This window comes from Halorussus lipolyticus (genome assembly GCF_029338375.1).
GTDB classification, from domain to species: Archaea; Halobacteriota; Halobacteria; order Halobacteriales; family Haladaptataceae; genus Halorussus; species Halorussus lipolyticus.
The window spans coordinates 2,264,203-2,288,716 of sequence record NZ_CP119804.1; the positions used below are offsets into that span (position 1 = coordinate 2,264,203).

Genomic DNA, 24,514 nt, shown 5'->3' on the forward strand with positions numbered 1-24,514 from the left:
GCGCGAACGCGGCAGGGCCGATGCGCTCGGACCTCTCGGAGAAGCCGCCGTTTTATCCGCTATTTGGTGGAGTTGAAATATTATTTCTGAGGGGTTTACAAGTCAAATCGCTGTCTGAGAACGGTCCACCAACCGGGCGCGCTCCGGAATAACTTTTGCCCGCGGGTTCCCACCCTCGCATATGAAAGTCTTCGGGTCGAGCGGGACTCGCGGGGTCGCCAACGAGGAGTTGACCCCCCAGTTCGCACTCAAAGTCGCCAAGGCCGCGGGGACGGTGTGGCGGGCCGACCGAGTAGCGGTCGCCCGCGACACCCGTGCCACCGGGAAGATGCTCGCCGACGCCGCCGCCAGTGGACTCGCCAGCGTCGGCGCGAACGTCGATAGACTAGGAATCATCCCCACGCCGGGCGCGCAGGCCTTCGCCGAGCGCGAGGGGACACCGGTCGTGATGATTACGGCCTCGCACAACCCGCCGGAGTACAACGGCGTCAAGCTAATCGGCGACGATGGGGTCGAACTCGCCGTCGAGGAGCTAGAGCGAATCGAACAGAAGTTCCTCGCCGAGAAGTTCGACTCGGTTCCGTGGAGCCAGACCGGCGAGAGCCGAAACGTCGAGGGAGCGCGCCGGGAGTACGTCGAGGCCCTGCTGGCCGAGATAGACCGCGAGAAAATCGCCGACGCCGACCTCACGGTCGCACTCGACCCCGGCCACGGCGCTGGGTCACTCACCAGCCCCGAGTTCTTCCGGAAACTCGGGTGTCGGGTCGTCACGGCCAACAGTCAGGCCGACGGCCACTTCCCCGGCCGCGACCCCGAACCGGTCCCGGAGAACCTCGGGGATTTGGGCCGACTCGTCTCCGCGACAGACGCCGACGTGGGAATCGCCCACGACGGGGACGCCGACCGCGCCATCTTCTACGACGAGAACGGCGAGTACGTCGAGGGCGACGCCACCCTCGCGGCGCTGTCTGCGGCCGAACTCGAACCCGGCGACTCGGTGGTCTCGGCCGTCAACGTCTCCCAGCGTCTGGTTGACGTGGCCGACGAGCAGGACGCCTACCTCGAACTCACCCCCATCGGTTCGACCAACATCATCACCCGCATCCGGGAACTCGAAAAGCAGGGCAAGGACGTGCCGGTCGCGGGCGAGGGCAACGGCGGCATCTTCTTCCCTGACTACCGACTCTCGCGCGACGGTGCCTACACCGCCGGCAAGTTCCTCGAACTGCTGGCCGACCGCTCGGCCAGCGAAGTCGTCGCGCCCTACGACGGCTATCACAACGTCCGCATCAACATCGAGTACGACGGCGACGCCGAGCGCGAGGCCCTGCTGGCGGCCGCAGAGCGCGAGGCCCAAGATTCGGACGCCGACATGACGACCCTCGACGGCTACCGCCTCGACTACGGCGACTCGTGGGTGCTGGCCCGACCCAGCGGCACCGAACCGATGGTCCGCATCTACGCCGAGGCCCGCGACGAGGACCAAGCCGAGGAGTTAGCCGAGGAGTTCGAAGAGAAACTGCGGGCCGCGAAGGCGGAAGTCTGAATCTGCGGTCCGACCCTATCGGTCGGGATACTCGTCTCGTGCGTCTTCTAACCGGTCTTTTCGGTCCCGCAAATCCGACAGTTCCGACTCCACCTCGCCGCTCGCCACCTTCTGGCGCTCGGCGTCCGAGAGTTCGGTCTCGGCCTCGGCGGCGGTCCGCAGGCGCTCGAATCTCGATTCGTCTCTGACGACCGACTGCACGCTCCGGAGGTCCGCGACCACCTCGTCGTCGGCGAACCGGGCGACGACCGAGACTAGCTCCTCGACGCGCCACCGGAGGTCGGCGGCGGGTTTCGGCGGCCAGTCGATTTCGAGGGGGTCGGCGTCGAGTCGTTCGAGGTAGGTCTGGTTGGTCGCCACGGCGCGCTTGAGTTCGGTGGGGTCCTCGACGTAGTGGTCGAGTTTGGAGTTCGAGTAGTCGGCGTACTTCAGCAGGTCCGAGACGGGTTCGGTGCCCACCTCGCGGGTCTGGACGTACTCCCGCAAGTTCTCGGGCACGTCGCGGAACTCGACCAAGGGGTAGTCGTCTACCGCGGCGACGAAATCGAGGAGTTCGCGGGCGCTTCCCCCGGACTTGAACTCGGCGAAGGCGTCGGCGACCGCCGCGTTGTAGGTCTCGATTGGGTCGCGGATGTCCTCGATTGGGGCGTCCAAGTCGGCCGCGCCGAGTTCGACCAGTCGCTCGCGCTCGGCGATTTCCTCGCGGAGGTCGGCGATGGCGTGGCCGATTTCCCGGCGGACCTCGCGGAATTCGTTCAGGGCCGCCTCGCGGTCGGCCAGCAGGCCCGCGATGTCGCCCGCGGAGTCGAGGGTTTCGCGGGCGTATTCGAAGTCCGATTCGTTGAGTCGGCGCTTGTCGAACCGGTCGTTGGCAGTCTCGAAGGCGTCGCGCTCGGGCATCTCGTCGGGCAGGTTCTCGACCAGCGTGGCGAACTTCTCCTGAAACTGGATGAACTTCTGGAAGTTCTCGCGCCCGGTCCCGGTGGCTTGGCCCTCGTAGCGGTCCAGCAGGTCCATCGCCCGCCGGTAGGCGTCGGCGACCTGTTCGACAGTCTCCTCGCCGTACTCCTCGATTCGGGCCTCGACGTCGCGGTAGCGCTGGTCGGCGTCGGCGAGTTTCGCGGGGAGGTCGGTCCGGGCCGCGGTGGTTGACTCGCTCATCGCTACTCGTAGGCGTCCTCGGGGTCGAAGACCTTCTCGCCGACCTCCTCGCCGTCGAGGGTCCGGTAGAAGCACGACTCGTAACCCGTGTGGCACGCGCCGCCCTCTTGGTCAACGAGGTACAGCAGAGCGTCACCGTCGCAGTCGGCCCGGACCTCCCGGACGTGCTGGACGTGGCCGCTGGTCGCGCCCTTCTGCCACAACTCCTCGCGGCTACGGGAGTAGTAGTGGGCCAGTCCCGTCTCGCGGGTCTGTGCGACGGCCTCGGGGGTGACGTAGGCCAGCATCAGCACCTCGCCGGAGTCTGCGTCCTGTGCGATTGCGGGAATGCGACCGGTCTCGCCGAAGTCGAGTTCGACGGCGGCGTCCGCTCGGGCGTCCGGGTCGTCGTCCGCGTCGGCACCGCTCTCGGCGTCGGCCTCGGCGGTGGGGGCGTCGCTCATGGCCCCGACTTCGGCTTTCCCGGCGATATGTTTTGTGTGTCGCGCAACGGCCGAGTCTGACCGTTCGGCGATTCCGACGGTCGCCGGGACCGTCGGCGTCTGCGAACGAAAGAAATCCATTCCAACCTCTAGCATAACTAAATATATTTTAAGCAATTACAAAATTTGCTAAAGCCGAACTACCGGCGCGTCGAACCACTCCGACAACCGTTCGCCGTCCGCGAAGGCGTCCACGCCGGACCCAACCACGACCGGCGCGTCGAGGTCGGCGACGTGAGCGACGGCGAGCGCGGTCGAAACCGGCGATTCGGAGTCGGTCGGGACGGCTTGGCGGGCGTCCTCGAAGGTCGGGCGAACCGCTCTGGCAAGCTCCTCGCGGGCGTCTCGGCACAGATTGTCGGCGCGGTCCGCCAGTCGGAGGCGTTCTCGCCGGCGCTCGCGGTTCTCGGCCGCTCGGTTTCGAGCGCGAGAGAGCGCCTGCTCGGCCGCGATGCGCTCGGTTTCGACCTCGGAGAGTTCGCGGGTCGCAGAAGCGAGTTCGGCCTCGGCCGGACCGGACTCGTCACCGGCGTCCCGGAGCGCTTGCACCCGACCGCGGAGTGCGGCGACTCGCTCGCGTAGCTCCTCGGCGTCGTCGCTGGTCTCGGCGACCCGGCGGCGGGCAGACCGGAGGTCGATTTCGGGCGGGTCGAGCGCAGAGAGTCGGTCCCGAACCGCGGCAAGCTCGTCGGCCTGCGTCGGCGTGTGACCGCGGGTCCTCGCCGCGTCAGCGAGTGCTGGCCGGAGCGAGAGACCCATTCCGGTGCGAATCGCGCCGACGTGTTCGTGTGCAGGACCGGGAACCGGACAGTCGATGGCGAGCGGACGGGCAGGCCCATCACCGGCTCTGGGGCCGTCACCGCGAATCGCGCCGACGACCGCCGACGCATCAAAATCTACGGACGTATCGCGCAGGTCCACGACGCGACCGGTTCGGACCTCCCCCGCGAGTTCCACCCTCATCGGTCGGTATCGCCTGCTAACTCCGCATCGCGCATGGTATCAGGCGCGGGGTGGTCGGTCCCGACCGCGAACTTGGTGTAGGGCGTACTCGGATGCGCTCGGTCCTCGTAGGCGGTGGCGGCGTCCCGGACCTCCTCGGGGGCGTCCTCGAACTCGTTGAACGCCTCGGTCCGTTCTATCTGCACGTCGCTCGCGTGCTTCTCCCGGAGGCGGAGCGCGAGGAACGCGCCGAGTTCGGTCGCCTCCAGCAGGACAGCGCGGCCGAACCGCTGAACCACGGCCTCGTCGTGGCCGTTACAGACGTTTCTGAGCGTCTGGCGCGCGGCCTGCGAGTAGGTTACGACCAGTAACACGGCGGAGACACGAGGTAGATTTGCTGTCTCCTCTGGTTTAAAATTACGCTATCTGCTCCGGACGGTCCATTCGCCGTCGTCGAGTTCGACCACCGTGTCGAACAGCGACGTGAGCGTGCTGACCGTCTGCTGGTCGCAGGCGTCGGGGTCTAGGTGAAAGTGGGCGGTCACGTCGGCCGCGTCGAATCGACCCGTCAGGACGTGGAGGAACTTGTAGACGGTCTGGAGGTCCGCGTACTGGAGGAGGGCGGTCAGCGAGTCGAAACAGGCGACGGTCCGGTGGCCGTTGCCGTCCCACTGCTTGAGGGCCTCGCTGAGTGTAATTCCGAGGCCGGTCAGGTCGCCGGGACTCGACAGCGACTCGACGGCTTGGTCGGCCACGTTCGAGGCGGTCGAACCGCCGGACTGGGCCGCCGCGCGCGTCGTCTCGCCGACGTTGACGAACTGCACGTTCCGAGGCGGGGAATCGACGTGTGCCATCCAGTCCTCTACGCAGTCGTCGGGCGAGCGAGTGTACGTCACCCACAGGACGTTCTCCTCGGCGGGCGCGTCGAACGAGAGGAGGTCGAGGCAGGCGTCTTCGGTCGCCGCGTGGAGCGACGGCGCGAGGAGCAGGATGCAAGCCTCGGACTCGACCTCGTCGTGGAGCGACCTGCTTTCGCTGTGACCCTTGGTTTCCATCGATATTGTGGTGTGAACCTATCCGAGTTCGTCTCTGGAGTACTGATACGTCCGAGCAACTGCGACTAAGAGAACCGTGCTTATTTATTTTCCCCTCTGAAATGCTTCAATCGTTACTTGTCATCCAACTCACTTATCTCGACGTTCAGCGACGGCGCGTCGAGGATGTCCCGAACGCGCTCGTCGGCCGCCGACGCCGACTCTGCGACGACGACGAGGCCCTCCGCCCGGTCCGGTCCCGACGCTCGGTAGGGCGTTAGCTCCTCGTCCTCGAACTCGGTGGCGTAGGTCCGGAGGACGTTCACGACGCGCTTTTCGGTCGCGCCGAGGTCGGCCTCGCCCGACTCGAACTCCGCGAGGGCGTCCTCGATGTTCCGGAGCGCGGAGATGCGGTCCATGCGTTCGTTGTTCGGGAATAACGCGCCCCGTATAAAATACTACTGAGTAGATTCCGCCGCCGGGACGCCGGGAAGAATGAGCCAGCGTGGCCCGGTCAGGTCGTCCGCAGGTGGTCGGTCGAAGGCTCGTAGACCTCGCCCTTCTGTTTCAACTTGTCTATCTCGTGTTCGGCCTTCGACTGCTCCATGCCGATTTCGTCGGCGCGAGCCATCACTTCGTCCACGGGCGCACCTTCTTCGTAGTCCTCCTCGATTTCGGCGATGAGTTGCTTGAGGTTCTTGATACGGTCGCGCTGGGATTTGGAGGTCCCGGTCTCCACCACGTCGGCGTCGAACTGCCCCGTCTCGGGGTCCACGCCGATGTCCTGCAAGCACGAGCGCGTGATTTCGACCGCACGCTCGGCGTCCTGCACCTCCACCTCGTCCGAGAGGCGAACGCGGGCGCTGGCCTCCGAGAGGCGAACGAGGGCCTCCAACTTCCGGGCCGTGACCGGGACCGGGGCGTCCTCGTCTGCCCCCTTGGTCCGGAGGTCCACGTAGAAGTCCCGAATGGTGTCCATGGCCTCGTCGGTCATCGTCGGGTAGCAGTTGCGCTTGGCGTAAGCGATGTACTTTCTGAGGAGGTCCGGGTCGATTGCCGGAGCAACCTCCTCGGTCTGGTTGTTGACCTCCTCCTCGGAGATGTTCGGCGCGCTCATCTCCGTCCGCTGGGTGTTCAACTGCCCCGCGTAGTTGGTCTGGAGGATGTGCTCGGCGAGGCGCTTGTCGTGCTCCTCGTCGGGTTGGTCGGTGACCGTGAAGATGAGGTCGAACCGCGAAATCAGGGCGGGTTCGAGGTCGATTTGCTCGCCGATGGGTTCGTACTGGTCGAACCGGCCGTACTTGGGGTTCGCGGCACCGAGCAGGGAACACCGGGACTTGAGCGTCGCGTTGATGCCGGCCTTCGAGACCGAAATCTTCTGCTGTTCGAGGCCCTCGTGCATCGCCGAGCGGTCGTCCGGAGCCATCTTGTCCAACTCGTCCACCGCCGCGATGCCTTGGTCGGCGAGGACGAGCGCGCCCGCTTCGAGGGTCCACTGCTGGCCGTCGCCGAAGTCGTCCCTCACAGCCGCCGCGGTCAAACCTGCGCTGGAACTACCCTTACCGGAGGTGTAGACGGAGCGCGGAGCGATGTTCTCGACGTAGGAAATCATCTGGGAGTTGTGGGAGACGACGTTGTTCGTCAGGTAGTTGTGCGTCCCCGCGACTTCAAGGTCGTACACCCAGTCGTAGTCCGGTTCGACGGTTTCGATGGATTCGATCCGGTCCCACGTAATATCGCTATCTACCAGTGACCGAAGTGCCTGCACGTCGTCTGCCACGTCGAGAGCATCGTCAATTTGGTCAAGAACAACGTCTTTTGCGTCGGCAACTCGACCGCCGTCCGGAATGACTTCGCCCTGCTCGTACAGACTGACCGACCGCTGACAGACGCCGATTCCGTCGGCTAACTTCTGCTGGGAAACGTTCAGTTCTTGGCGAGCCCTTTCGACGGCTTCCCAATCACCGTTTTCGACCTTTTGGCGTAGTTCACGGAGTATCTTGAGTCGGTCCTCAAAGGTCGTTACCACCGTTCGAAGGCTGTCGCGGCTCGGATTACGGTCACCGCGCTCGTAGTGTTGATACGTTGAGCGTGGAAGGCCACAGTTAGACTGTGGGAGTCCGAGCGAATCCCTGATAGGATAAAGGTCGTCCGAGAGAGCAGGAATTACATCCTGATTTGTGTTGAGATTTCCGTCATCAACCTCGGCGGCGCTCGTCGATTTTCGGTCGGTGACGAAGCCGATTCGTTCGACGTATCGCTGGAACTGTTTGCCACTAATCCTGAGTCGATAACTTCCATTTTGTCGCTCAGCGAGTTGTGACGTGATACCGACAGAGAGTAGCAGGCTCCGAACTTGTTCAAGCAACTCCTCGCTCATCGATGCGACGGATATCTCACGTTGTTTGGCCGAGACGTGACCTTCAGAATCGACGTACGCACGCAAAAACTCGGCCTTCGTCTCCGAACTAGCACGCATGAGAGCATCCGGAACTCGTTGTTCGGCCGAGCCTTCAGCAATTGCGGGGTCAAGGTTCTTGAGGAAACTTATGAACTCCCCAGCCGAGCAGGAAATCTCCTTGGCCGCCTTCCCCGAGCGTGATGACCGCTCGGTATAGTTCAGACCGAGACCGGCAAGCGCCTCGGCAACGTCGTCCAGAATCTCTCGGTCGTTGTTCGTGACGGTAACGTAACCTGTCTCGTTCGGGCGTGATTCGACGTATCCCTCAGCGATAATGTATCCGAGCAATCGAGCGAGTTTCGGCGTCCATTCGTCGGGCAAGTCGAGAGTGACAGCGTTGTAAGATTGTGATTCCCTGTACTCGACATCAAGACTATCGTCTCCCTCAGTCGGAAGTATTCGGGGAGTGGCGATAGAATCACCTTTTCCGATCTTTTCAGCCCGAACTGCATCGAACTCGCCATTAGACTGGACGAAAAGCGGATGTGACGGCGTAACTTCGAGTTCCGAACCGCTCGCAGTCCGAATCCGGTACATCTCGTCCGGGGTCTCGCGCTTCCAGACTTTCGTCGCGCGCTTCTCTACGAGTGTCCCGTCGCCGCGCATCGACGGAAGCGGAATATCGACCTCTTGGTACACACCGTCGTCTACCGGTTTCGGGTCGTCCAAATTGGCTTCGACAATTTCCCGAATCGGTTTTTCCGTGCCGTCGGCGAGCGTGACTTTCGTATCTCCTCTGACGCACTTACCCGTACCGGGGTCACCGATGAGGAGCATGTGCAAGTCGCCCCGAATCCGGGATTCGTCCGGGAGGTGCTTCGTGACGCCGGAGAACAACTGGAGAATCATCGCCAGTTTCTCCTCGTCGTAGCCGTAGATGGCGGGGGCCATCGACCCGACCATCTGCTCGTAGATGTTCTCGTCCTGAGAGAGTTCGACGATTTCCTTCTTGTCCTCGTCGGTGATGTCCATGTCCTCGAACTGCTCGTCCTCGATGGTCACCGAGATGCCGTCCATGTACACGTCGAAGACGGCGGACTTGTCCTGTCCGCTCCCCTGCTGTTCGAGGTGGAGGACGCCCGTGACTCTCACGTGGTCGCCGGGCGTGACCTCGCCGGTGATGTCGTCCTCGATGTGAACGTCGATGCTCTGGGGCGTCTCGCCGCCGCGAAGCCCCTCGGGACTCTCCTGTACTCGGAGTTTCTGGGAGTCTACGAACTCGGACTGGTCGAAGTTGATTTGGAAGGGTCCCTGTCGCTCACAGCCCTGACACTCGTGGGGTTCCTGAAAGTCGCCGCCGCTCTGGGGGATGTAGGTCAGCGTGCCGCACCGCTGGCATTCGAAGGCGGCCTCCTGAATCTTGGGCCGAACGTCGGTCGCCTTCCGGACGATGCCCTGCACGCTGACCAGCATGTTGACGTGTCGCGCCCGAATCTCCCGAATATCGGTCGTCTCCCCGAGGTTCTGGACGCGAACGTGGGCCTGTCCGAGACTCACGTCTACCGGGAGGTCGTAGAGACGGAGGGCCTCCTCGGCATACTCCTGTAGCTGTTCGGGTTGCGAGAGGTAGTCGTCGGCGAGGTCCGAATCGTATCGATAGAGGTCGGTCCAGTCGATGTAGAGCGACCGCTGTTCGTTGGGGTAGTTCTGGGCGAGTTGCCCGATTTCGTCGCTATAGTACCGCCGGTAGAACTGCTCGAAGTTGTCTATCAGCTCCGTATTCTCCGCGCGAGCCATTCACCAGAAGCGTAATTCCTCCTTCGGTAAGAACCTTCGTAAAGCGGGGCGAAAGTGGAGCCATCGGTAGCGTAGTTATAAACGCGACAGTTTGAGATGTAGAGACCAGCGATGTAGCGCGGTAAAATTTGTAGTGGGACCGCCCGGGGCGTATCCAGAATGTGCAGGCCTGTCAGCTAGCTGTTTATCGTCATTTTAGCCACTGAGCAGATAAACTCCAACATTAATATTATGAATAATAGCAGGGTTGTATGGATCAGTTCTATAGTTGGTAGTTCTTCGATAAAGATGCCGACTACATGTCTTACGATCTCCGCGACCATCTTGGACACATGAATATAAAAGATAACCAAAAATGATTTACTTGCTTTTCTCGATATTGCTTGAATAGGATGACAGCACCGATAGTGAAATCGAACGCAGCAGATAGCACTGGTTGGGAAACACTACTTGAACTACCTCGAGATGATAAAGAAGAAGAGAGAGCAAGTGGAAGGTTACAGGGAATCGGAGTTGCCCAAGGGCACTGTGATACTCACTGGATTAGGGTTACATTAGATTCCAGAGTAATTGTGACAGATAAGTTAGTATCTTCATTTCAAGACTACGGAAATGGAGGGATGACTCTAAATCTCCCCTTTTATTCGTCGATGAAAGTTGAGATTAAAGATGAACATAGAGCTCGCTCACGCCCACGTTTTTGGGTGTCTGTTGTAGTTGATTAAATATGATTGGTGAGATACTCATCTCATTGGCAGCTCCTTCCTACTTTCTGGCAAATACTGTCGTTCCCTCTTCGATTGAACTTCCTATTGAAAATCCAAGAGTAGCCAAATTCGTCCATGGCTTTATTTTACTCGTTGCTATGGCGGCCCCACTTGTTGCTGGCTGGAGCTACATATTATCGCATTCAAGTTGCTAAATGCTATTCTGAGTTGAGTAGTACTTGGAGAGAAGTTGAATTGTCTCCTCAGTTGCTTCGTCTATGGGTCCATCATCCTGGATTGGATCATCAACCCCTCCAAGAGGAACCTTATTCCGTCGGAAAGTGACCCCGACCTTGTGTTTGTAGGAGACACCACTAATTTCATCAGTCTTATGAACAACCACTCTTCCTGAAGACTTTTCTGCTTCGTAATCCTCGAACGTATTTATTATCTCGGCAAAATCGTCTAAGTCCAGTTCGGAGTCTGGGGTGAAGCACAACCCCTCCTCTTCGTCGTGGCCGATATCGCCGTAATCCGTGAGTCTTATTCCGAATTCTTTTCGAACCCAGCTGTCCACGGCGTCGGCGGCCTGTTGCGGATTGCGCACCGTCATTGGATACCACGATAATCGTCAACGAAGCTTAAAACGTTTCGGTTGTTCCAGTACTGAGGACTGGTTAATTGGTTATTATCGAGCTACTCATACCCTCTGAATCTATATTTCTAATATTATAGAAAGAATATAAAGGGCCGTTGGAACAGTTGTCAATCACTAGTTTCTCAGATAAAGTTTGATTCTCATATCTGGAGAAACGTAGCTCTTAGGGCTTCAGTAGCACATTTTCAGGGCATTAACGATTCTGTGGTGCGTTTAATGATTAGGGAATGTTGACGTAGCAAAGAGCCGCGCGACACACCACCACAGAATCTCTCCGCGAATCCTCTACGTAACTGACCCCTCGGTCATATTTATGGGAGTCTGTCAGCCAACGCCGATAATACGTCGAACACAAAGATCCGTGTGGCCGGAAGTAAAGGCCCGTTCTCGATGCCGGAAAGTGGCTGGAGATGTAGTTCCAGGGCTACACAATCTGGAGTCGAGGGCTCACTAGGAAGAAGGAAACAATCAGGCCGCTTCGCAATGAACTCCTTACGCGATTGGGATCCGTTTTTGACTATACCAAATGGGGTGAGGATATCGATCATGTCGTTTAGGACGAAAAGGCAATGTAACGAGTACCACCACAACTGCCAGAACTGCAGTAGCGAGGAGTTGACTCGCGGGGCACCCGTCGGTACTGACTAATGACTTTCACCGCCGCTTGGAGCTAACCACCCCTCAAATAACAGTTAACCAAAATTAAAATAAACTTAATATTTAGAACATCAATCTTATCATCCTATAAGAATCTCAACAGAGCTATTCAGGTTGCATCCTTTGACGCCAATCAGCGATTGATTTCGTGTTCGTCTATCGTCGGCTCTGAGAGAAGGCACGACGGTAGCGACTCCCATCCAATCGTTGGATGAGACACGCACAATGACAAACAAGTCTACCAATCTCAAACTGAAGAGAACAGCTATTAGGACCACGATGAACCATGGTCCTGCTGGCTGAGAGCTGTAGGGACATAGGCAGAGTCACAGAGTTTGGCCATAGAACCCGAACCAATAGTCGGTTGGTGAGTAGCCTTGATGACTGAAATCAGTATATGGGAGACGGCTACTTCCTGCCTTCGCCAAACAGAACCATGTCCAACGACCTCGAACCCCTCGACCCAGCGACGGCCAGACAGATGTACCTCGACGAACGCCGCCACGAAGTGTCGGACGCAACCGTCCAGTCACACGGCTACCGACTCAAACAGTTCGTACAATGGTGCGAGCAAGACGGCATCGACAATCTGAACGATCTCTCAGGCCGCGACGTGCATCGCTTCCGGGTGAAACGCCGGAACGAGGACGAGCTCGCGACGCCTACGATGAAAGGGCAGTTGGCAACGCTACGTGTCTTCCTTCGCTTCTGCACGACCATTCACGCAGTACGACCGGGACTTGACGAGAAAATCATACTTCCGAAGATCACCGACGACGACGCACGCGACGAACTCATTGAACCAGAACGAGCGCGAAAGGTGCTGGAGTTTCTCGAAAAGTACCGCTACGCAGCGTTGGAGCACGCGTTACTGGAAGTTCTCTGGCACACCGGGTTGCGGATCGGCGCAACCATCGGACTCGACATTGAAGACTACGACGCGGACAAGCAGTATCTCAACCTCGTTCACCGTCCCGATGAGGGAACGTCGTTGAAGAACGGCCAGACCAGCGAACGACTGGTAGCGTTGAGTGACCGCGTTTGTCGCGTACTCGATGACTGGCTCTCGGTCAATCACTCCGGCATCGTTGATGACTACGGGCGGAGTCCGCTCTTTGCGACGAGAGGCAGTCGGCTTAGTCGAAATCGAGGGCGGACTATCGCGTACCAGTACACGAGGCCGTGTATCTACGAGGATAGGTGTCCGCACGACCGCGATATCGAGACGTGCGAAGCCCGGCCGACGGAACAGGCTTACGCGTGTCCATCATCTCTGAGTCCGCATCCGATACGACGTGGCGCGATTACATACCATCTGCAAGAGGATACGCCGGAGCAAGTCGTGAGCGACCGGATGGACGTTGGAATGAACGTGCTTGACCGGCATTACGATCAACGGTCGAAGTGGGAGAAACTTCAGCAACGCCGACGGTATCTGCCCGATGAATAGAAGTTCGAATTAACACGTCGATACCAACGTACAAGGACGAACAACAGCTCTTAGAACAATCTTTGGGGGTGAACGAAAAGTCCATTCTGGGCAGACGCTTGATGTAGTGACTCAGATCCTCCGAATTCTTGAAAATAGGATGCTGACGTTCCACAACCCCCGGAACCGTCGGTAGATATGTTTGCAAATGGATTAAGACCGAAGAGAGGGTAACCCAGTTAGGATATGAATCAGACACAAAGTTGATGACTCTATCATCTAATTTGAGAGTATGAGCCTATTTGATAATTTATTCGGAGATGAAACCGGTACTGAAAATCAACCTTCTTTGGCCGAACACGAGCGGTTTCCTGAAGACGAGTATGGGGTAGCGTACGCCGTGTCCGTCTACGATGAAGATATTTCTGCAGTAAATGATCTTCTTGAAGTCGAGAAGAATACTCCACGAACTGAGTCTCCACTTATTAGAGAAGTACTAGAGGAATCCGACATACCAATGGGAGACTCAGTTGAGGAATACCGAACCGATATTGACGGAATTATGGAGAGGTGGCGAGATCAAATGGAGTCTGATCCAGATAGTGTCTGGTGGCCAATTGGTGCTGATATCAGGTTCGAACTGTATCTCTCGTATTGTGAAAAACGAGCAGAGGTAGAGAGTGATCCCTTTGAGTTACCACAGTCAATTGGCCGCGTGTTATCGCTACTTGAACGCTGTCAGATCGCCCATGAGAACGATGCCAAACTCGCAGTTCTCCCAAGGGAATACATTCCTTTGGAAGAAGATATCGAAGGTAGGTATAGAGGATTCTAAGCCAACTTCTTCACCTTTAATAATTCTTGTTCCAAATCTTGAGGAGTGAACCCGATCTCGTTACTTCCAAAGTCAGGAACGAATTTCAAACTCTACTACCTCGTTCCCATTTCCTTCGTCTACATGTTCTCCCAATTCGGAAACCAGACCTATTTGTTACTTTCGTTGGTTGCTTTGATTGGGGCAGCAAGTAGACACGTTGAAGGAGAGGCAATCTATGGTCCCGGAGGAGAGGAAATAGCAGAACTCAGCCGTGAAGAGAAGATACGTCGGATAGGAACACTGTTATTCAGGGACAAGAAGCCATACGGCTATTCTGCTACGTCTTGGAGCGAGATAATTGAGGAGGCCAGACTCAATTCTAAACTATGGGGTGTATTAGTAATTATCCTTGCCCTTTTCCAAGGTACTCTTTCCATTCTGTATCTATTTGCCGTATATGAGTTCTATTTACACCGGTTTGAAATCGATTTCATTGGCGGAGTATTACTCTTCTCTCTTATCGCGCTGGTGGTCTATGGAGGGTTGAAAAACATCTGGCCAAATGCGAGCCACATGGATGAAGATATCCCCGAGATAGACCCCGAGTTACAGGATATTGTGGAGAAGTTCATGTATATGCTCTATGCGGAGGGCATAACTACGACTGGTGTAAGCTACGAGCCAGCTGAAGGAGGTCTGTTCGAAATCGCTTGTGAGGTTGACTATGAGTACGGAGAAACGATGAAAGAAGATATTAACCAAATCGCTATTTTGTTCTGTTCGATTATCGACCGGTCACCCTACCCTATTAGCCGTGCAGATTTCACCGTGGAGACTTCAGATGACATCGTTATCGATTTCTATATTGAGCCGGAATGGTGCCGAGGGGTTTTGAGTGGTGGACTCTCGTCGGACGAATATCTCCAGAATGTGAATCAAACGGTGTCTATCAAGGCACCTGATAGAAAGACTATCGAGTCCGTATTTTGAGCTGAGGATAGACTTCTCACGGTAGAGCTTCGCTTTGTGGCTGTGATTATAGAAGCATATCAGGACTCTTAGTACGAGCTGGGCGAGCGGGTCGGGGTCCCGCCCGCTCGTCGTCGGATTAGTGGTCCTCGGGATTGGGCTACGGATAGGAACCTCTCCCTCTGGCAGCAAGGCTTCGACGTGGAACAGTTCTTTGATAGGTGGATCCTCCTCAACGTGGTTGGTGTCGTGTTCGTCTTCGGGGTATTGTCGTTCGTGATTGAGAGTCTGTTCCCATTAGCCATCGGCGGAGGCGGGAATCTCACGAGTATCATCACTCACGCGGCTGGATTCCTGTTTGGGATTCTGCTATCGACACTAACCTATGTCTCGAACATAGGATTCTCTCGCATCTCCGTCAGCGAATAGCCAGGTATATGAAAACTACTGGGCAGATTGATGTAGGGGTCTAAATTCTCCTCGGAACCTACAAAAGTTGCATAATTTAAACAATCTTCGTCATCCCACTCCATGTACTCCTTAGTAACCACGACAACAGAAACTCGACTGTTAACGTTCAGCTTTCCACGGAGCCTCTGGTGAAGTTCTTCAAATTGCTCCTGAGATAGTTCATCAAGATACGGAACCTCGATGTGGAGAATATTGGGGTCCTCCTTACCGAATTTTCCCCTTGCTGCATCAAATTGCCGAACAACGGGGGTTATGAGGTCGTCATCACCGTCGTACCTGATGCCGACGAACATGGGGTCGAAATACTCCGTTGTCTTCGGAGAAACGGCTACTTTGTTCCCGTCTGGCTCAATCGTTGCACTTTCAAAACTATCGTACAAGTCCAGTTCCTCACCTGTCTTGGCGTAGATGGCTGGTTTGATATAGTAGTCGTAAAGGAATTCAAGTTGCTCATCAGAGTCCAATCCATAAGAAGGAATACCCTTTGTCCGGGTATATTCCATGTAGGAAAGTATGTGAATATCCCCAAAAGGAGCCTCAATGTCTTTCTCTGTTCTTCGGTTCAACTCTGACGGTAAATACTGGTCTACATTTTGGGCTTCTTTTGGAGAAGGCAATCGGTCGAGATCGAAGAGAAATATGCTGGGGTTGTGAGTTGCTGAGGTGATTCTGTTAATTAGCGATTCGTAAATTCCTTTTCGGTCTTTGATGCTCCCTGGCGTACCACATCGTTTGCACTCGATTTTGATTTCTGAATCTTGAAAGGGAATCCATAGATCAGGGGCCTTCTGGTTGCCCTCCTCGATGAAGTATACATCGTAATCCATATTGGCGTAGATGCTTCCGGCGCGAATTTCGGAAACGGTTTGTTGATATTCGTCGGGATTTCGGAGTCGAGGACGAGAAAAGTCAGCCAGGGACTCGTCAAGCCACTTGCCACTTGCTGTGACGATACCTGCTGAGTCTATTTCATGAAGGAAGGTACCGAAATTGATGAACCGAAGAGCTTGTTCCTGAGGTTTGCCTTCAGGGAAGAACTCGGGGAATCTCTTCTCTTTGTAGCCTAAGTAGGTTGCCGCAAAATTATATTGCATCAGTAGTTCTGGCGTTTCACCACCAGTTCGTAGGTCGGAATCCTGCCGGTTTTTGAAATGCTTCTGAAATTGCGCCGATAGCCAGTCTTCCCCGATGAAATCTACTGCCGTTTCAAAAGCCCTTTTTAGCTCCTTACGAGAAGATTTCTTGGCTTTTCCCGACACGAATGTCTTCTATAAACTGTTAGGTAAAGAAAATTGCGCCGCCCTCCTGTTTATATGGAGCCTCCGCTTCCACTTCGCTACTTAGCCCCAGAGATACATTCCCGCGCCGATGAGTATGCTGATGAGCGTCGTGGCGTAGACCGTGACCTGAAGGATGGTAGCCCATTTGTCCCAGTAAATCGTCGTACTCGGCGCGTGCTGTTCGTATCGGTTGTCGGCTTCTCGGTGTCACTGTCGCTGTTCATAGTTGTAATTGTCAGGTGTCGGAAGTACCCTAGGATAGATTAGGTTTCCTTATCTTCAACAGAAAATAATTTCCCTGTAGTCTGGACAAATTGGTATATGCTTGAGGAAGTGCCCAAGGGATGCTGTGGCTTCACTTTGGGACCAGAAGACGTTTCTGGTCGCCCCTCTATTTCTGTCAACAGTACGGAAGAGTGGCATATAGATACGAAAGCGGTCTGCTGTTGTCGTAAGTCCTGGGATGAATCGGATGCAGGTTACTGTATTTGGCATGCTGATGTCGAGGAAAAACCTCTGGATGCACTACTCGCCGAATATTACGAACAGGATCAACGGCTTGACGGCGCTGTTCTTCGCGGTGTTGGTGCTGGTGATGCTCTACCGTTGTCTGAAACTATGCTTAGAGGAGCCAATCTATCCAGTGCCAATTTTTCGGGAAGTGACCTTTCCGGCGTAAGGCTCCTAGACGCCAATCTTTCTGATGTAAACCTTGGCTTCGCCGACCTAACAAACGCCTATCTAACGGGGTCAAACCTTACCGATGCGCGCCTAACCAGCACTTCACTTGCCTCCGCAAATTTCTCTAAAACTAATCTCACTAACGCAGACCTCAAAATGGCTAAATTCACTAACGATTCTTTTCTCGTGAAGGCCGACCTTACGAATGCCGATCTCCGATATGCCAGACTCAATGAAGTTCGCTTATTTGAGGCAGACCTTACTGGCGTAGCCATATCATACAGAGGAATTAATGACTTTAGATTCGACGAGGGAACGACCTTCGGTGGACGGTCACAGTGGGAAGTCGAAGCCGATTCAGAGGCAGTACAGTCTATCCCGTATCTATCTTCGTCAGTTAGGCCGCTCCGTTCTCTCGGACGTCTCTATACCAATCCAAGCAATCTCGAACAAGCCGAACTCCAATATCGGGCAACTCAACGACTGCTCCGAGAAAATGATTTCCGTCAGTTGCTGGATTTAACCATCCGAGAGAAGCACGCCCGTCGCAAACGAGCTCTCGCCGAAAATGATTACTGGACTTGGTTCAAACTCGCCGTCTATCGCTGGCTGCTTGGTTACGGCGAAAAACCCACACACGTCGTTGGTACTTCCCTGTTCGTTATCGTTTTATCTGCGTTACTCTACCCTCTTTGGGGCTTCGTAATCAGCAAGAAGATTGCTTCCGAGGGGGTTGAACTTCCGAGCAAGTTCGTTTCCTACAGTCATCTCCCCGATACGGAAAGCCTTCTCTCCACCCTCGTATCGTCTGGCTCGCTCCCCGATACTCTCGTATACGGACTCGGCAAGAGCCTGTACTTCAGCGTCATCACCTTCACAACATTGGGGTACGGAGATATCCAGCCCATTGGGTTCGGGGAAACCATTGCCATCATTGAGTCGTTCCTTGGTGCGTTGTTGATGGCGTTCCTGGTGTTCGTTCTCGGTCGCCGGACGACGTGGTAGGAAACAGAGTCAACAAATATCATCTATGATTAAAATCTTGTTTTTGAACTCGAAGAAAGGGTTAATCAACAATAGATAAGAATCTTGGAATATGAGCGATACACCTACCGGGGCTGAGGCAGGTTCGATTCCAAATGGTGTCCCCAAAGACCGTTGCGGATACACCCTCGATACCGATGATGTTCCCGAGATCATCGATGCAGTCAGCTGTTGGCGGCCGGTCTGGAACGATAGCGAACAGTGTATTTGGCATGCCGATGTCGAAAATAAACCCATCACGGAGTTACGAAAAGCATGCTCAGATCAAATAGAGCAACTCGATGGCGCGATACTTCGCAGTATAGAGGCTGAAGGATTCGATTGGCTTTCCGGATGCAGACTGATACGTGCCGACCTAACTGAGGCTCACTTCCCTGACGCCGATCTCAGTAACGCCGATCTCTTTGGGGCTGACTTCACGGAAGCCGACCTCTCGGGAGCTAACCTCGCTAACGCTTACCTCCCTGAAGCTGACTTTACCAAAGCCTCTCTACGCAAAACCAAACTCATCGATGCTTCTCTTGACGACGCTATCCTCACTGACGCCGACCTTTATAGGGCTAATCTCGCCGATGCTATCCTCCCCAAAGCTGACTTCACTAATGCACGGCTCCAAGAGGCCAACCTCATTGGCGCCGTTCCCAGAGAAGCTGACTTCACTAATGCCTCCCTCCCCGGAGCCTACTTTACAAACGCCGACCTTAGTCAAGCCAACCTAATCAATACCTACCTGCATAGGGCCAACCTCATTTCCGCTAACCTTGACGGAGCCGACCTTACTGGTGCTGATCTTAGAGAAGCTAACCTCAGGCATACCACTCTCGCCGAAGCTCGTCTTACTGAAACAAAAATCACAAATGCAGATGCCAAATACGCAGAATTCGAGCGAGCAACGTTGACTCGAACAGATTTTTTTGATGCCAATCTAATAGGCGCTCGATTCTACGGAGCAACGTTCGACGACACAAAAATTAATCGCGGAACGGAGTTCGGCGAGCACTACGCCGACGACCTTGACGGAATAGATGGCGAGGACCTTGACGATGAGGAGGCAACACCGTGGGACAAGGCGGCGTGGACGTATCGCCAACTCGAAGAACTGGCCCGACGGAACGCCCTCCCGGAACAAGCCCGCGAGGCCTTCAAGCGCCGGAAAGACATCCGCCGCGACGAGCTATGGCAAAAACTATGGAACGATAGGGACTGGGGCAGCTTCCGAAATTGGGGCTACTCAAAAGGACTTAGTGTAGTGATGCGGTACGGGGCGAGTCCTTGGCGGGTAGTTCGTGTCTCAGGTGGCGTCATTGGAATCTGGTCGGTCCTGTACCTCCTGCTCGGGAGTATCTACGTCCCCGAGGGGTTCCCGGACTCCGAGACTATCGGCCAGAACTTCTTCCCTGTGCTCTCCTTGCCTACACCGCTTACCGAGTGGGGAATAAGCCTCTACTTCTCGGTGGTCACGTTCACTACATTGGGCTACGGCGACCTTCAGCCAGCCAGCGGTGCGGCGCAAGCGCTCGCCACTATCGAGTCGTTCCTCGGCGCACTTTTGATAGCCCTGCTCGTTTTCGTCCTCGGCAGACGATCCACATGGTAGACCCACAGGTTGTCATCCCTGTCCACGAGTCCCCCTTCGCGGGTAAAATGCCCTCGATAGACGAGGTGGTTCTCGTCGGTAAGATGGTTAGACGCCCACATCGCTGACATCCACGACGCTGCTGGCCGATCCGATGGCAGAGTTGGCCGTTGGCGCAATCCCGATGTCGGCGAGCGACCGCTTGGTGAACGGCTTGACGCACTCAACGTCCTGTAGCTTGACCGTCTCGGACTGCCGGATGGCGCCGACGCCTCGGCGAACCGCTTCGCGTTGAGCTTCCGCGCCGGGATCGGCAACGGCGGTCCCTCGTTAGTTTATGCGAAACATTTGGTATTCTGGGACATCAGACCATAGCTCAGGAGGACCAAGCATTCCTAACAGCATCTGAGCGGTCTTCTTTCCGCTTCCGTTTCGTTCTCGGGTCGTAGTGCTTCTTGATTGTCTGAATAGAGACGTTGAATCGTTCACTCGCCAAGTCGGGACGCAGCCCACCGCTGAGGTGGTGGACAATTGCGCCACGCCGAATCGCGTGCGGATAGTACGAGTAAGGGCAGACATTCGTATCCGGATGGCAGTTACCGGCGCAGTCTTGATCTTCTAGCTCGGCGGTTGTCCACCGACAACTGGTCGCCGCGTAGATTTTCCGCCGGAGAGTGGATTTGGCCGCTCGACCGTGCTGCGTTGCGAAGAGTGGTTCGCGTCCGTAGTCGTCAGTAACATTGGGTCGCTCGCCCTTGATGTATTCTTCAAGTGCTGTGATGACACAGTCTCGAAGCTCAATGTTTCGTTCTCCGTTCCCGACGCCGTTCTCCTCGTTACCATTCTTCAGGCGAGTGCCGGTTTTCGGTCGATGCCGAAGCCGAATCTCGTTATTGCTCGGGTCGAAGTCACGGAGGTCGAGAGAATTCAAGCCACCGATGCGCATCCCCGAGTTCCATGCAAGCTCGAGGAGCGCATGCATTAGTGAGCCGCGACGTTGCTTGCGGAGATTGTCGAGAATCTTTGTAGCTTCTGGAGCTGGAAGAGCCTCATCGCGAGCTTCGGGCGTAAGCCCGAGCTCATCCTTATCCAGGATGCGGTAGACAGGTTCCCCACATAGTCCTCGTTTGTTAAGCCACCGTAGCCAAGTGCGAACGTTCTTCGTGTACGTGATGATCGTGGAGTCCGAGTCGTACTGTTCCTGTAGCGAATCGACGTACCGGTCCACTAAGTCCGTAGAGAGACCGCCCGTCGTTTCGATAGCGTTGTCTTCAGCAAAGTCGATGAAATCGGGGATCGTCCGTTTGTACTGGACACGCGTAGATGGAGCCCGGTCCCGCCTTCGAGACAGGAATCGCTCGTACAACTCATCAAGCAACGGTAGGTCCGCATGCGAGCGAGACTCACCATCCGGGGCAGTAGGATTCTTTACGGACTGTACAACCTTTTGCACTGTCTCTGGGTCGTCGATTTCAGCGAGGGCTTCTGCTAGTTCACTGTTCATGCTTGATCCGTAATTGTTGAAATCGCGTAGTCCCGAATGTCAGCCGGGGCGATTGAGTGAGTTTGCAGCACCTCCTGTACTTCGTTCTGAGAGGAAGCGTAGTTGGATGCTGAGTCGTTTGCGCGCTTGACCGACCGGCGGAGCGTCGATGGACTTGCTCGGCCGTTTGAGGTCGTGAAAAGCGGCCTGCAGTCGTTTTGTGTGACCTCGTTACGTTCGTAGTTGAGGTAGGTCTCGATGGCCTCGACAGTTGAACTGGAGAGGTCGGCAGTTCGGTGCGTGACGAGACCGACATCCGATACGACATGTGTCTCGGGGATACCGACCAAGACGATACCCCCGTCTAAATCGAGAGCCGAGATGTCGATTTGACGGATTTGTTTCGGACGGCTTTTCGTATCCCAGACCAGTTCGGCGAAGACGTGAGTTCGCGTGCCGAACTGGCGCGTGCGAAGATACGAGAGCAACGAATCAACTCCGTCTAAGATTGTGGATTCACAGTTTGTGGTAAGCTCGCTCCAGACCTCAGTGAATCTCTTTGAGGGGTACTCGTGGAGTGCAGTAGCAATTCGGTGTTTCACGAGGGCAGGGTCGGACTGGTAGAGAAAAGCAAGGAAGTTCGAAAGAGAGGAGAGATGGCCAGAGATGGTGGCGGTGCTGTGTCCGGCCTCTGCAAATAGGTAATCGGCGAAATGTCCGACGTGAGTCGTCCGCAACTCTGCTTTTTTGAGACCTTCGTCTCGGCACCATGGGACGAAGATATTGAGGGCAGTCTGGTGACCGTAGAACGTACTGTCGGGAGCATTGGTAGAGAGTGCATCGAGATAGGTTTCGGTGGCCTCCTCGAAGCCCTCCGAGGTGGCTAAATCGTGCGCCTCCTCGTGGGTGCATTTCACGCCGACCACCCCACACTATTTGTAATCCTATCTAGGAGGAAAACAAGAGGAGAAGCGCCATGACTATCTGAGTGGGTACTGAATGACCACGCCAGACCTAAGAACATGAGTTAGTAGGTCTGGCGTGGTCATTCAGTGCCCATTCAAGATATCTGGTGGTTAGTATCCTTTGTTTTCCTCGTTTTACTAATCTGATTTAACGTCGTCGTCAAACCCAAAGCCAGAAAGACCTGAGAAGAGTCGCTCTAAGAGTTCCTGATAGTTGCTCTCGTTGTGATCATAGAACTCTTCTGTAACCTCTGTTGACGAGTGATCCAATGCAGCACTGCGAGCGTCTCTGGGAACATCAGCTTCGTCCATCAGGTAGTTAAATGTATGCCGAAAAGTGTGTACATCAACACGGTATGCATTTCGGACATCCTTGTCAGTCCCCAGCATTTCCTTCTGGTTCTCCGTCATTGGAATTTCACCAATCACCTCTTGAATGCCAGCACGCTCAGCGGCTTGTCTCACAATGTTACGCAGGGAACCACTTCTGTACCGGCCACCTTCCCGACTTGGGAAAAGGTAGGGATTGTCCTCAGCTACGCCGGTCGCTGGACGTTCCACCTCAATCCATCGCCGTAGTGAGAGTGCTAGCCCATCCGAAATAGGGAGCGTGTAGCTTCCGCCTGCCTTCGTGTTCGACAACGTAATCTTCTTTTCGTCAAGATCAACGTCACCAGTTTCGAGCTTGCAGATATCGATGTTCCGCGGTCCAAGCTCAACTCCGATTTGAACAATCAGACGATCCATTAGTCGGTCCATCGCGTCAAACAACTGAATGACCAGTTCCTTCGTGAGTGGTTCTCGTTCGATTCGCTCTTTTGTCTGGTATTTGGATGGGTCGATCTCCTCTAGAATCAACGCACGACTAAGCGTCGGCTCTATGTCACGGTACAGTTCGATGTGTTTGTAGAGATTTGCTAACGCAGTTCGGTCCCCTTCTAGCGTGCTCTCAGAACGGTTGGCACGAACCCTTTGATTGAAGTATTCTCGGAGATCACGGAGATCGGCCTCACACGCGTTGACACCGCGATCATGAAGAAAACTAATGTAGAATCGGATCGGGTCACAGTACGCGCTTGCTGTGCTGGATGTGAGTGTCGTACCCGTTTTCCTTCTTAAGAAGTCAATCGCGTGGCCGCACTTTGGTTCCCCATTAAGATGCTCGTCAAGAATGTGTTGCCAGCGCTCGTCTATTCGCTCCTCGTGGTAGGTCGGACAGATTGGTTCGTTACACTGTTCCTGACTGTCGGGAGCAGGGATCTGGTTTGGTTGCTCTGAGGGTGTTGAGCTCTTACTCGGATTACTCGTTTCTTCAGAAGTTGCTTTATTGCTTACTTCATGGTCGCTTTCGTTATTTGATTCGTTGTCTGTGAAATCACTAAGCTTCAGTTTCTGATTTGTAGTCATTTTCTCTAGATGTTATTCGGTTGCAGGTGCTGGACGATACTGGACAGTCTGGTCATTTTCGACAGTGGTGACCAGACCTCGCTCGATGAGTCGAAGAAGGCTTTCGTGAATGCGAAGCTGACTCACTTCACACTCCTCGGAGATGCTTGACTCAGATGCTAAGCCGAGCTTCGAAACCACCGTGTAAACTCGCTCGTCGGTTCTGTCATCTTCATCAGCATCTGAGACAGCAGGAGTTGACGGCTCGGATTGCCCGTCGGACCTCCTGTCAGGAGTAGGCTGCTGTCTCGATGGTGCACGATTCGGATGGAGTTCACCAACTTGCTCTGCAACCTCTTCGAGTGTCTCAAGAATCCTTTCGGCTTTGGTGAGGAGTTCCCGTATTGGCTGTTCGCTGTCGTTCTCCATCTTCTGATGGAGGTCTTCTATTGCAATACGCAGTGCTTCACTTCGACTTGCGTACCGCTCAGCTTTTAGCTGGTCAAGCATCTGGTCCTGACGTTCGGTAATCGTACAGTTCGGCTTCACCGACTCATTTCCATCATCGGCAGAGTCATCAGGTAAGGACGAATCCCCGCTCATTGTTGCGGAGAGCCAAACTTTGGCCGGTCTATGACGAATTTCAACAGTCGGTAGATCGCCGAAGGTGAACCAGCGGTCGCACGGTAGAAACTACCTCCGATGAATCTCTTACTAAACCAAGTCCTGAGTGTTGTTCCCGAGGACTTTTCTCGATGCTGCTTGTACTTGCGGCTGGAGCTTAGGCTTGTCATTAAGGTTAGCCCGCTCCACGCTCAGGGCGCGACAACGCCCTGGGCACTTCCCTTCATGTAGAACGACAATCAACTACTGGCAGGGAGTGCACTGGTGGAGCATCTTCGCTCTAAATTATCTTCAGAGCGGTAAATGTACATTCTGATCTCTATCAGTTAATACTGCCGATTATAAAATAATATTCCGTTAACTACCTAGTTGGTTAACTCTTAACCAATTAAAATCCATAAATC

General features: G+C 55.2%; 19 protein-coding genes. 6 read left to right on the forward strand and 13 right to left on the reverse strand.

The window, feature by feature from the left end; translation table 11 throughout:
• Positions 1 to 181: 181 nt before the first annotated feature.
• On the forward strand, positions 182 to 1,546 hold the full coding sequence (gene glmM, locus P2T57_RS11515; protein ID WP_276299358.1) for a phosphoglucosamine mutase: 1,365 nt from the start codon (positions 182 to 184) through the stop codon (positions 1,544 to 1,546).
• A 15-nt stretch (positions 1,547 to 1,561) separates the two neighbouring features.
• Here the strand turns inward: glmM and P2T57_RS11520 are convergent, their stop codons facing one another.
• The 8 genes from P2T57_RS11520 to P2T57_RS11555 form a co-directional block, all read right to left on the reverse strand.
• On the reverse strand, positions 1,562 to 2,707 hold the full coding sequence (locus P2T57_RS11520; RefSeq protein WP_276299359.1) for a DUF7118 family protein: 1,146 nt from the start codon (positions 2,705 to 2,707) through the stop codon (positions 1,562 to 1,564).
• 2 nt (positions 2,708 to 2,709) lie between these two features.
• Positions 2,710 to 3,150 carry a phosphoribosyl-AMP cyclohydrolase gene (gene hisI, locus P2T57_RS11525; RefSeq protein ID WP_276299360.1) on the reverse strand — a complete coding sequence of 147 codons (441 nt, stop codon included), beginning with the start codon at positions 3,148 to 3,150 and terminating at the stop codon, positions 2,710 to 2,712.
• A gap of 168 nt (positions 3,151 to 3,318) precedes the next feature.
• Entirely contained in the window at positions 3,319 to 4,152 is an 834-nt protein-coding gene (locus tag P2T57_RS11530; RefSeq protein ID WP_276299361.1) for a DUF7856 family protein, read from the reverse strand.
• Positions 4,149 to 4,505, reverse strand: coding sequence for a DUF7855 family protein (locus tag P2T57_RS11535; protein ID WP_276299362.1), 357 nt, complete (start codon positions 4,503 to 4,505; stop codon positions 4,149 to 4,151). Before P2T57_RS11535 ends, P2T57_RS11530 begins: the two co-directional genes overlap by 4 nt.
• 48 nt (positions 4,506 to 4,553) lie before the next feature.
• Positions 4,554 to 5,186 (reverse strand): DUF7504 family protein, encoded by a 633-nt coding sequence (locus tag P2T57_RS11540; protein WP_276299363.1) that lies wholly within the window; start codon positions 5,184 to 5,186, stop codon positions 4,554 to 4,556.
• A gap of 113 nt (positions 5,187 to 5,299) precedes the next feature.
• A complete protein-coding gene (locus tag P2T57_RS11545) occupies positions 5,300 to 5,584 on the reverse strand; it encodes a DUF7854 family protein (RefSeq protein WP_276299364.1) in 285 nt (94 codons plus the stop codon).
• A 95-nt stretch (positions 5,585 to 5,679) separates the two neighbouring features.
• Positions 5,680 to 9,363, reverse strand: coding sequence for an LAGLIDADG family homing endonuclease (locus tag P2T57_RS11550; RefSeq protein WP_276299365.1), 3,684 nt, complete (start codon positions 9,361 to 9,363; stop codon positions 5,680 to 5,682).
• Between the two features lie 918 nt (positions 9,364 to 10,281).
• On the reverse strand, positions 10,282 to 10,683 hold the full coding sequence (locus P2T57_RS11555) for a hypothetical protein (protein ID WP_276299366.1): 402 nt from the start codon (positions 10,681 to 10,683) through the stop codon (positions 10,282 to 10,284).
• A gap of 1,138 nt (positions 10,684 to 11,821) precedes the next feature.
• Between P2T57_RS11555 and P2T57_RS11560 the strand changes: the two genes are divergently transcribed.
• From P2T57_RS11560 to P2T57_RS11570, 3 genes are all read left to right on the forward strand, one after another.
• A complete protein-coding gene (locus tag P2T57_RS11560; RefSeq protein WP_276299367.1) occupies positions 11,822 to 12,835 on the forward strand; it encodes a tyrosine-type recombinase/integrase in 1,014 nt (337 codons plus the stop codon).
• Positions 12,836 to 13,106: 271 nt separating this feature from the next.
• On the forward strand, positions 13,107 to 13,649 hold the full coding sequence (locus P2T57_RS11565; protein ID WP_276299368.1) for a hypothetical protein: 543 nt from the start codon (positions 13,107 to 13,109) through the stop codon (positions 13,647 to 13,649).
• A gap of 45 nt (positions 13,650 to 13,694) precedes the next feature.
• Complete coding sequence (locus P2T57_RS11570; RefSeq protein ID WP_276299369.1) at positions 13,695 to 14,621, forward strand: DUF8159 domain-containing protein; 927 nt, start codon at positions 13,695 to 13,697, stop codon at positions 14,619 to 14,621.
• Positions 14,622 to 14,983: 362 nt separating this feature from the next.
• On the opposite strand, the gene P2T57_RS11575 is transcribed toward P2T57_RS11570, so the two are convergent.
• Positions 14,984 to 16,330 carry a hypothetical protein gene (locus P2T57_RS11575; protein WP_276299370.1) on the reverse strand — a complete coding sequence of 449 codons (1,347 nt, stop codon included), beginning with the start codon at positions 16,328 to 16,330 and terminating at the stop codon, positions 14,984 to 14,986.
• Positions 16,331 to 16,672: 342 nt separating this feature from the next.
• On the opposite strand from P2T57_RS11575, the gene P2T57_RS11580 reads away from it, so the two are divergent.
• On the forward strand, positions 16,673 to 18,037 hold the full coding sequence (locus P2T57_RS11580; RefSeq protein WP_276299371.1) for a pentapeptide repeat-containing protein: 1,365 nt from the start codon (positions 16,673 to 16,675) through the stop codon (positions 18,035 to 18,037).
• A 91-nt stretch (positions 18,038 to 18,128) separates the two neighbouring features.
• Complete coding sequence (locus tag P2T57_RS11585) at positions 18,129 to 19,673, forward strand: pentapeptide repeat-containing protein (protein ID WP_276299372.1); 1,545 nt, start codon at positions 18,129 to 18,131, stop codon at positions 19,671 to 19,673.
• Positions 19,674 to 20,028: 355 nt separating this feature from the next.
• Here the strand turns inward: P2T57_RS11585 and P2T57_RS11590 are convergent, their stop codons facing one another.
• From P2T57_RS11590 to P2T57_RS11605, 4 genes are all read right to left on the reverse strand, one after another.
• A complete protein-coding gene (locus P2T57_RS11590; protein ID WP_276299373.1) occupies positions 20,029 to 21,156 on the reverse strand; it encodes a tyrosine-type recombinase/integrase in 1,128 nt (375 codons plus the stop codon).
• Positions 21,153 to 22,052 carry a site-specific integrase gene (locus tag P2T57_RS11595; protein WP_276299374.1) on the reverse strand — a complete coding sequence of 300 codons (900 nt, stop codon included), beginning with the start codon at positions 22,050 to 22,052 and terminating at the stop codon, positions 21,153 to 21,155. Before P2T57_RS11595 ends, P2T57_RS11590 begins: the two co-directional genes overlap by 4 nt.
• Before the next feature lie 186 nt (positions 22,053 to 22,238).
• The gene (locus P2T57_RS11600; protein WP_276299375.1) at positions 22,239 to 23,507 is read right to left on the reverse strand and encodes a tyrosine-type recombinase/integrase; all 1,269 of its coding nucleotides are present in this window, start codon (positions 23,505 to 23,507) and stop codon (positions 22,239 to 22,241) included.
• Positions 23,508 to 23,519: 12 nt separating this feature from the next.
• Positions 23,520 to 24,089 carry a helix-turn-helix domain-containing protein gene (locus P2T57_RS11605; RefSeq protein WP_276299376.1) on the reverse strand — a complete coding sequence of 190 codons (570 nt, stop codon included), beginning with the start codon at positions 24,087 to 24,089 and terminating at the stop codon, positions 23,520 to 23,522.
• Positions 24,090 to 24,514 lie beyond the last annotated feature (425 nt).

Excerpts from the sequence above, each read along its gene's own strand:
- glmM (WP_276299358.1), top strand. The coding sequence starts at position 182 with ATGAAAGTCTTCGGGTCGAGCGGGACTCGCGGGGTCGCCAACGAGGAG.
- P2T57_RS11520 (WP_276299359.1), bottom strand. The coding sequence starts at position 2,707 with ATGAGCGAGTCAACCACCGCGGCCCGGACCGACCTCCCCGCGAAACTC.
- hisI (WP_276299360.1), bottom strand. The coding sequence starts at position 3,150 with ATGAGCGACGCCCCCACCGCCGAGGCCGACGCCGAGAGCGGTGCCGAC.
- P2T57_RS11530 (WP_276299361.1), bottom strand. The coding sequence starts at position 4,152 with ATGAGGGTGGAACTCGCGGGGGAGGTCCGAACCGGTCGCGTCGTGGAC.
- P2T57_RS11540 (WP_276299363.1), bottom strand. The coding sequence starts at position 5,186 with ATGGAAACCAAGGGTCACAGCGAAAGCAGGTCGCTCCACGACGAGGTC.
- P2T57_RS11545 (WP_276299364.1), bottom strand. The coding sequence starts at position 5,584 with ATGGACCGCATCTCCGCGCTCCGGAACATCGAGGACGCCCTCGCGGAG.
- P2T57_RS11550 (WP_276299365.1), bottom strand. The coding sequence starts at position 9,363 with ATGGCTCGCGCGGAGAATACGGAGCTGATAGACAACTTCGAGCAGTTC.
- P2T57_RS11555 (WP_276299366.1), bottom strand. The coding sequence starts at position 10,683 with ATGACGGTGCGCAATCCGCAACAGGCCGCCGACGCCGTGGACAGCTGG.
- P2T57_RS11560 (WP_276299367.1), top strand. The coding sequence starts at position 11,822 with ATGTCCAACGACCTCGAACCCCTCGACCCAGCGACGGCCAGACAGATG.
- P2T57_RS11565 (WP_276299368.1), top strand. The coding sequence starts at position 13,107 with ATGAGCCTATTTGATAATTTATTCGGAGATGAAACCGGTACTGAAAAT.
- P2T57_RS11580 (WP_276299371.1), top strand. The coding sequence starts at position 16,673 with ATGCTTGAGGAAGTGCCCAAGGGATGCTGTGGCTTCACTTTGGGACCA.
- P2T57_RS11585 (WP_276299372.1), top strand. The coding sequence starts at position 18,129 with ATGAGCGATACACCTACCGGGGCTGAGGCAGGTTCGATTCCAAATGGT.
- P2T57_RS11590 (WP_276299373.1), bottom strand. The coding sequence starts at position 21,156 with ATGAACAGTGAACTAGCAGAAGCCCTCGCTGAAATCGACGACCCAGAG.
- P2T57_RS11600 (WP_276299375.1), bottom strand. The coding sequence starts at position 23,507 with ATGACTACAAATCAGAAACTGAAGCTTAGTGATTTCACAGACAACGAA.
- P2T57_RS11605 (WP_276299376.1), bottom strand. The coding sequence starts at position 24,089 with ATGAGCGGGGATTCGTCCTTACCTGATGACTCTGCCGATGATGGAAAT.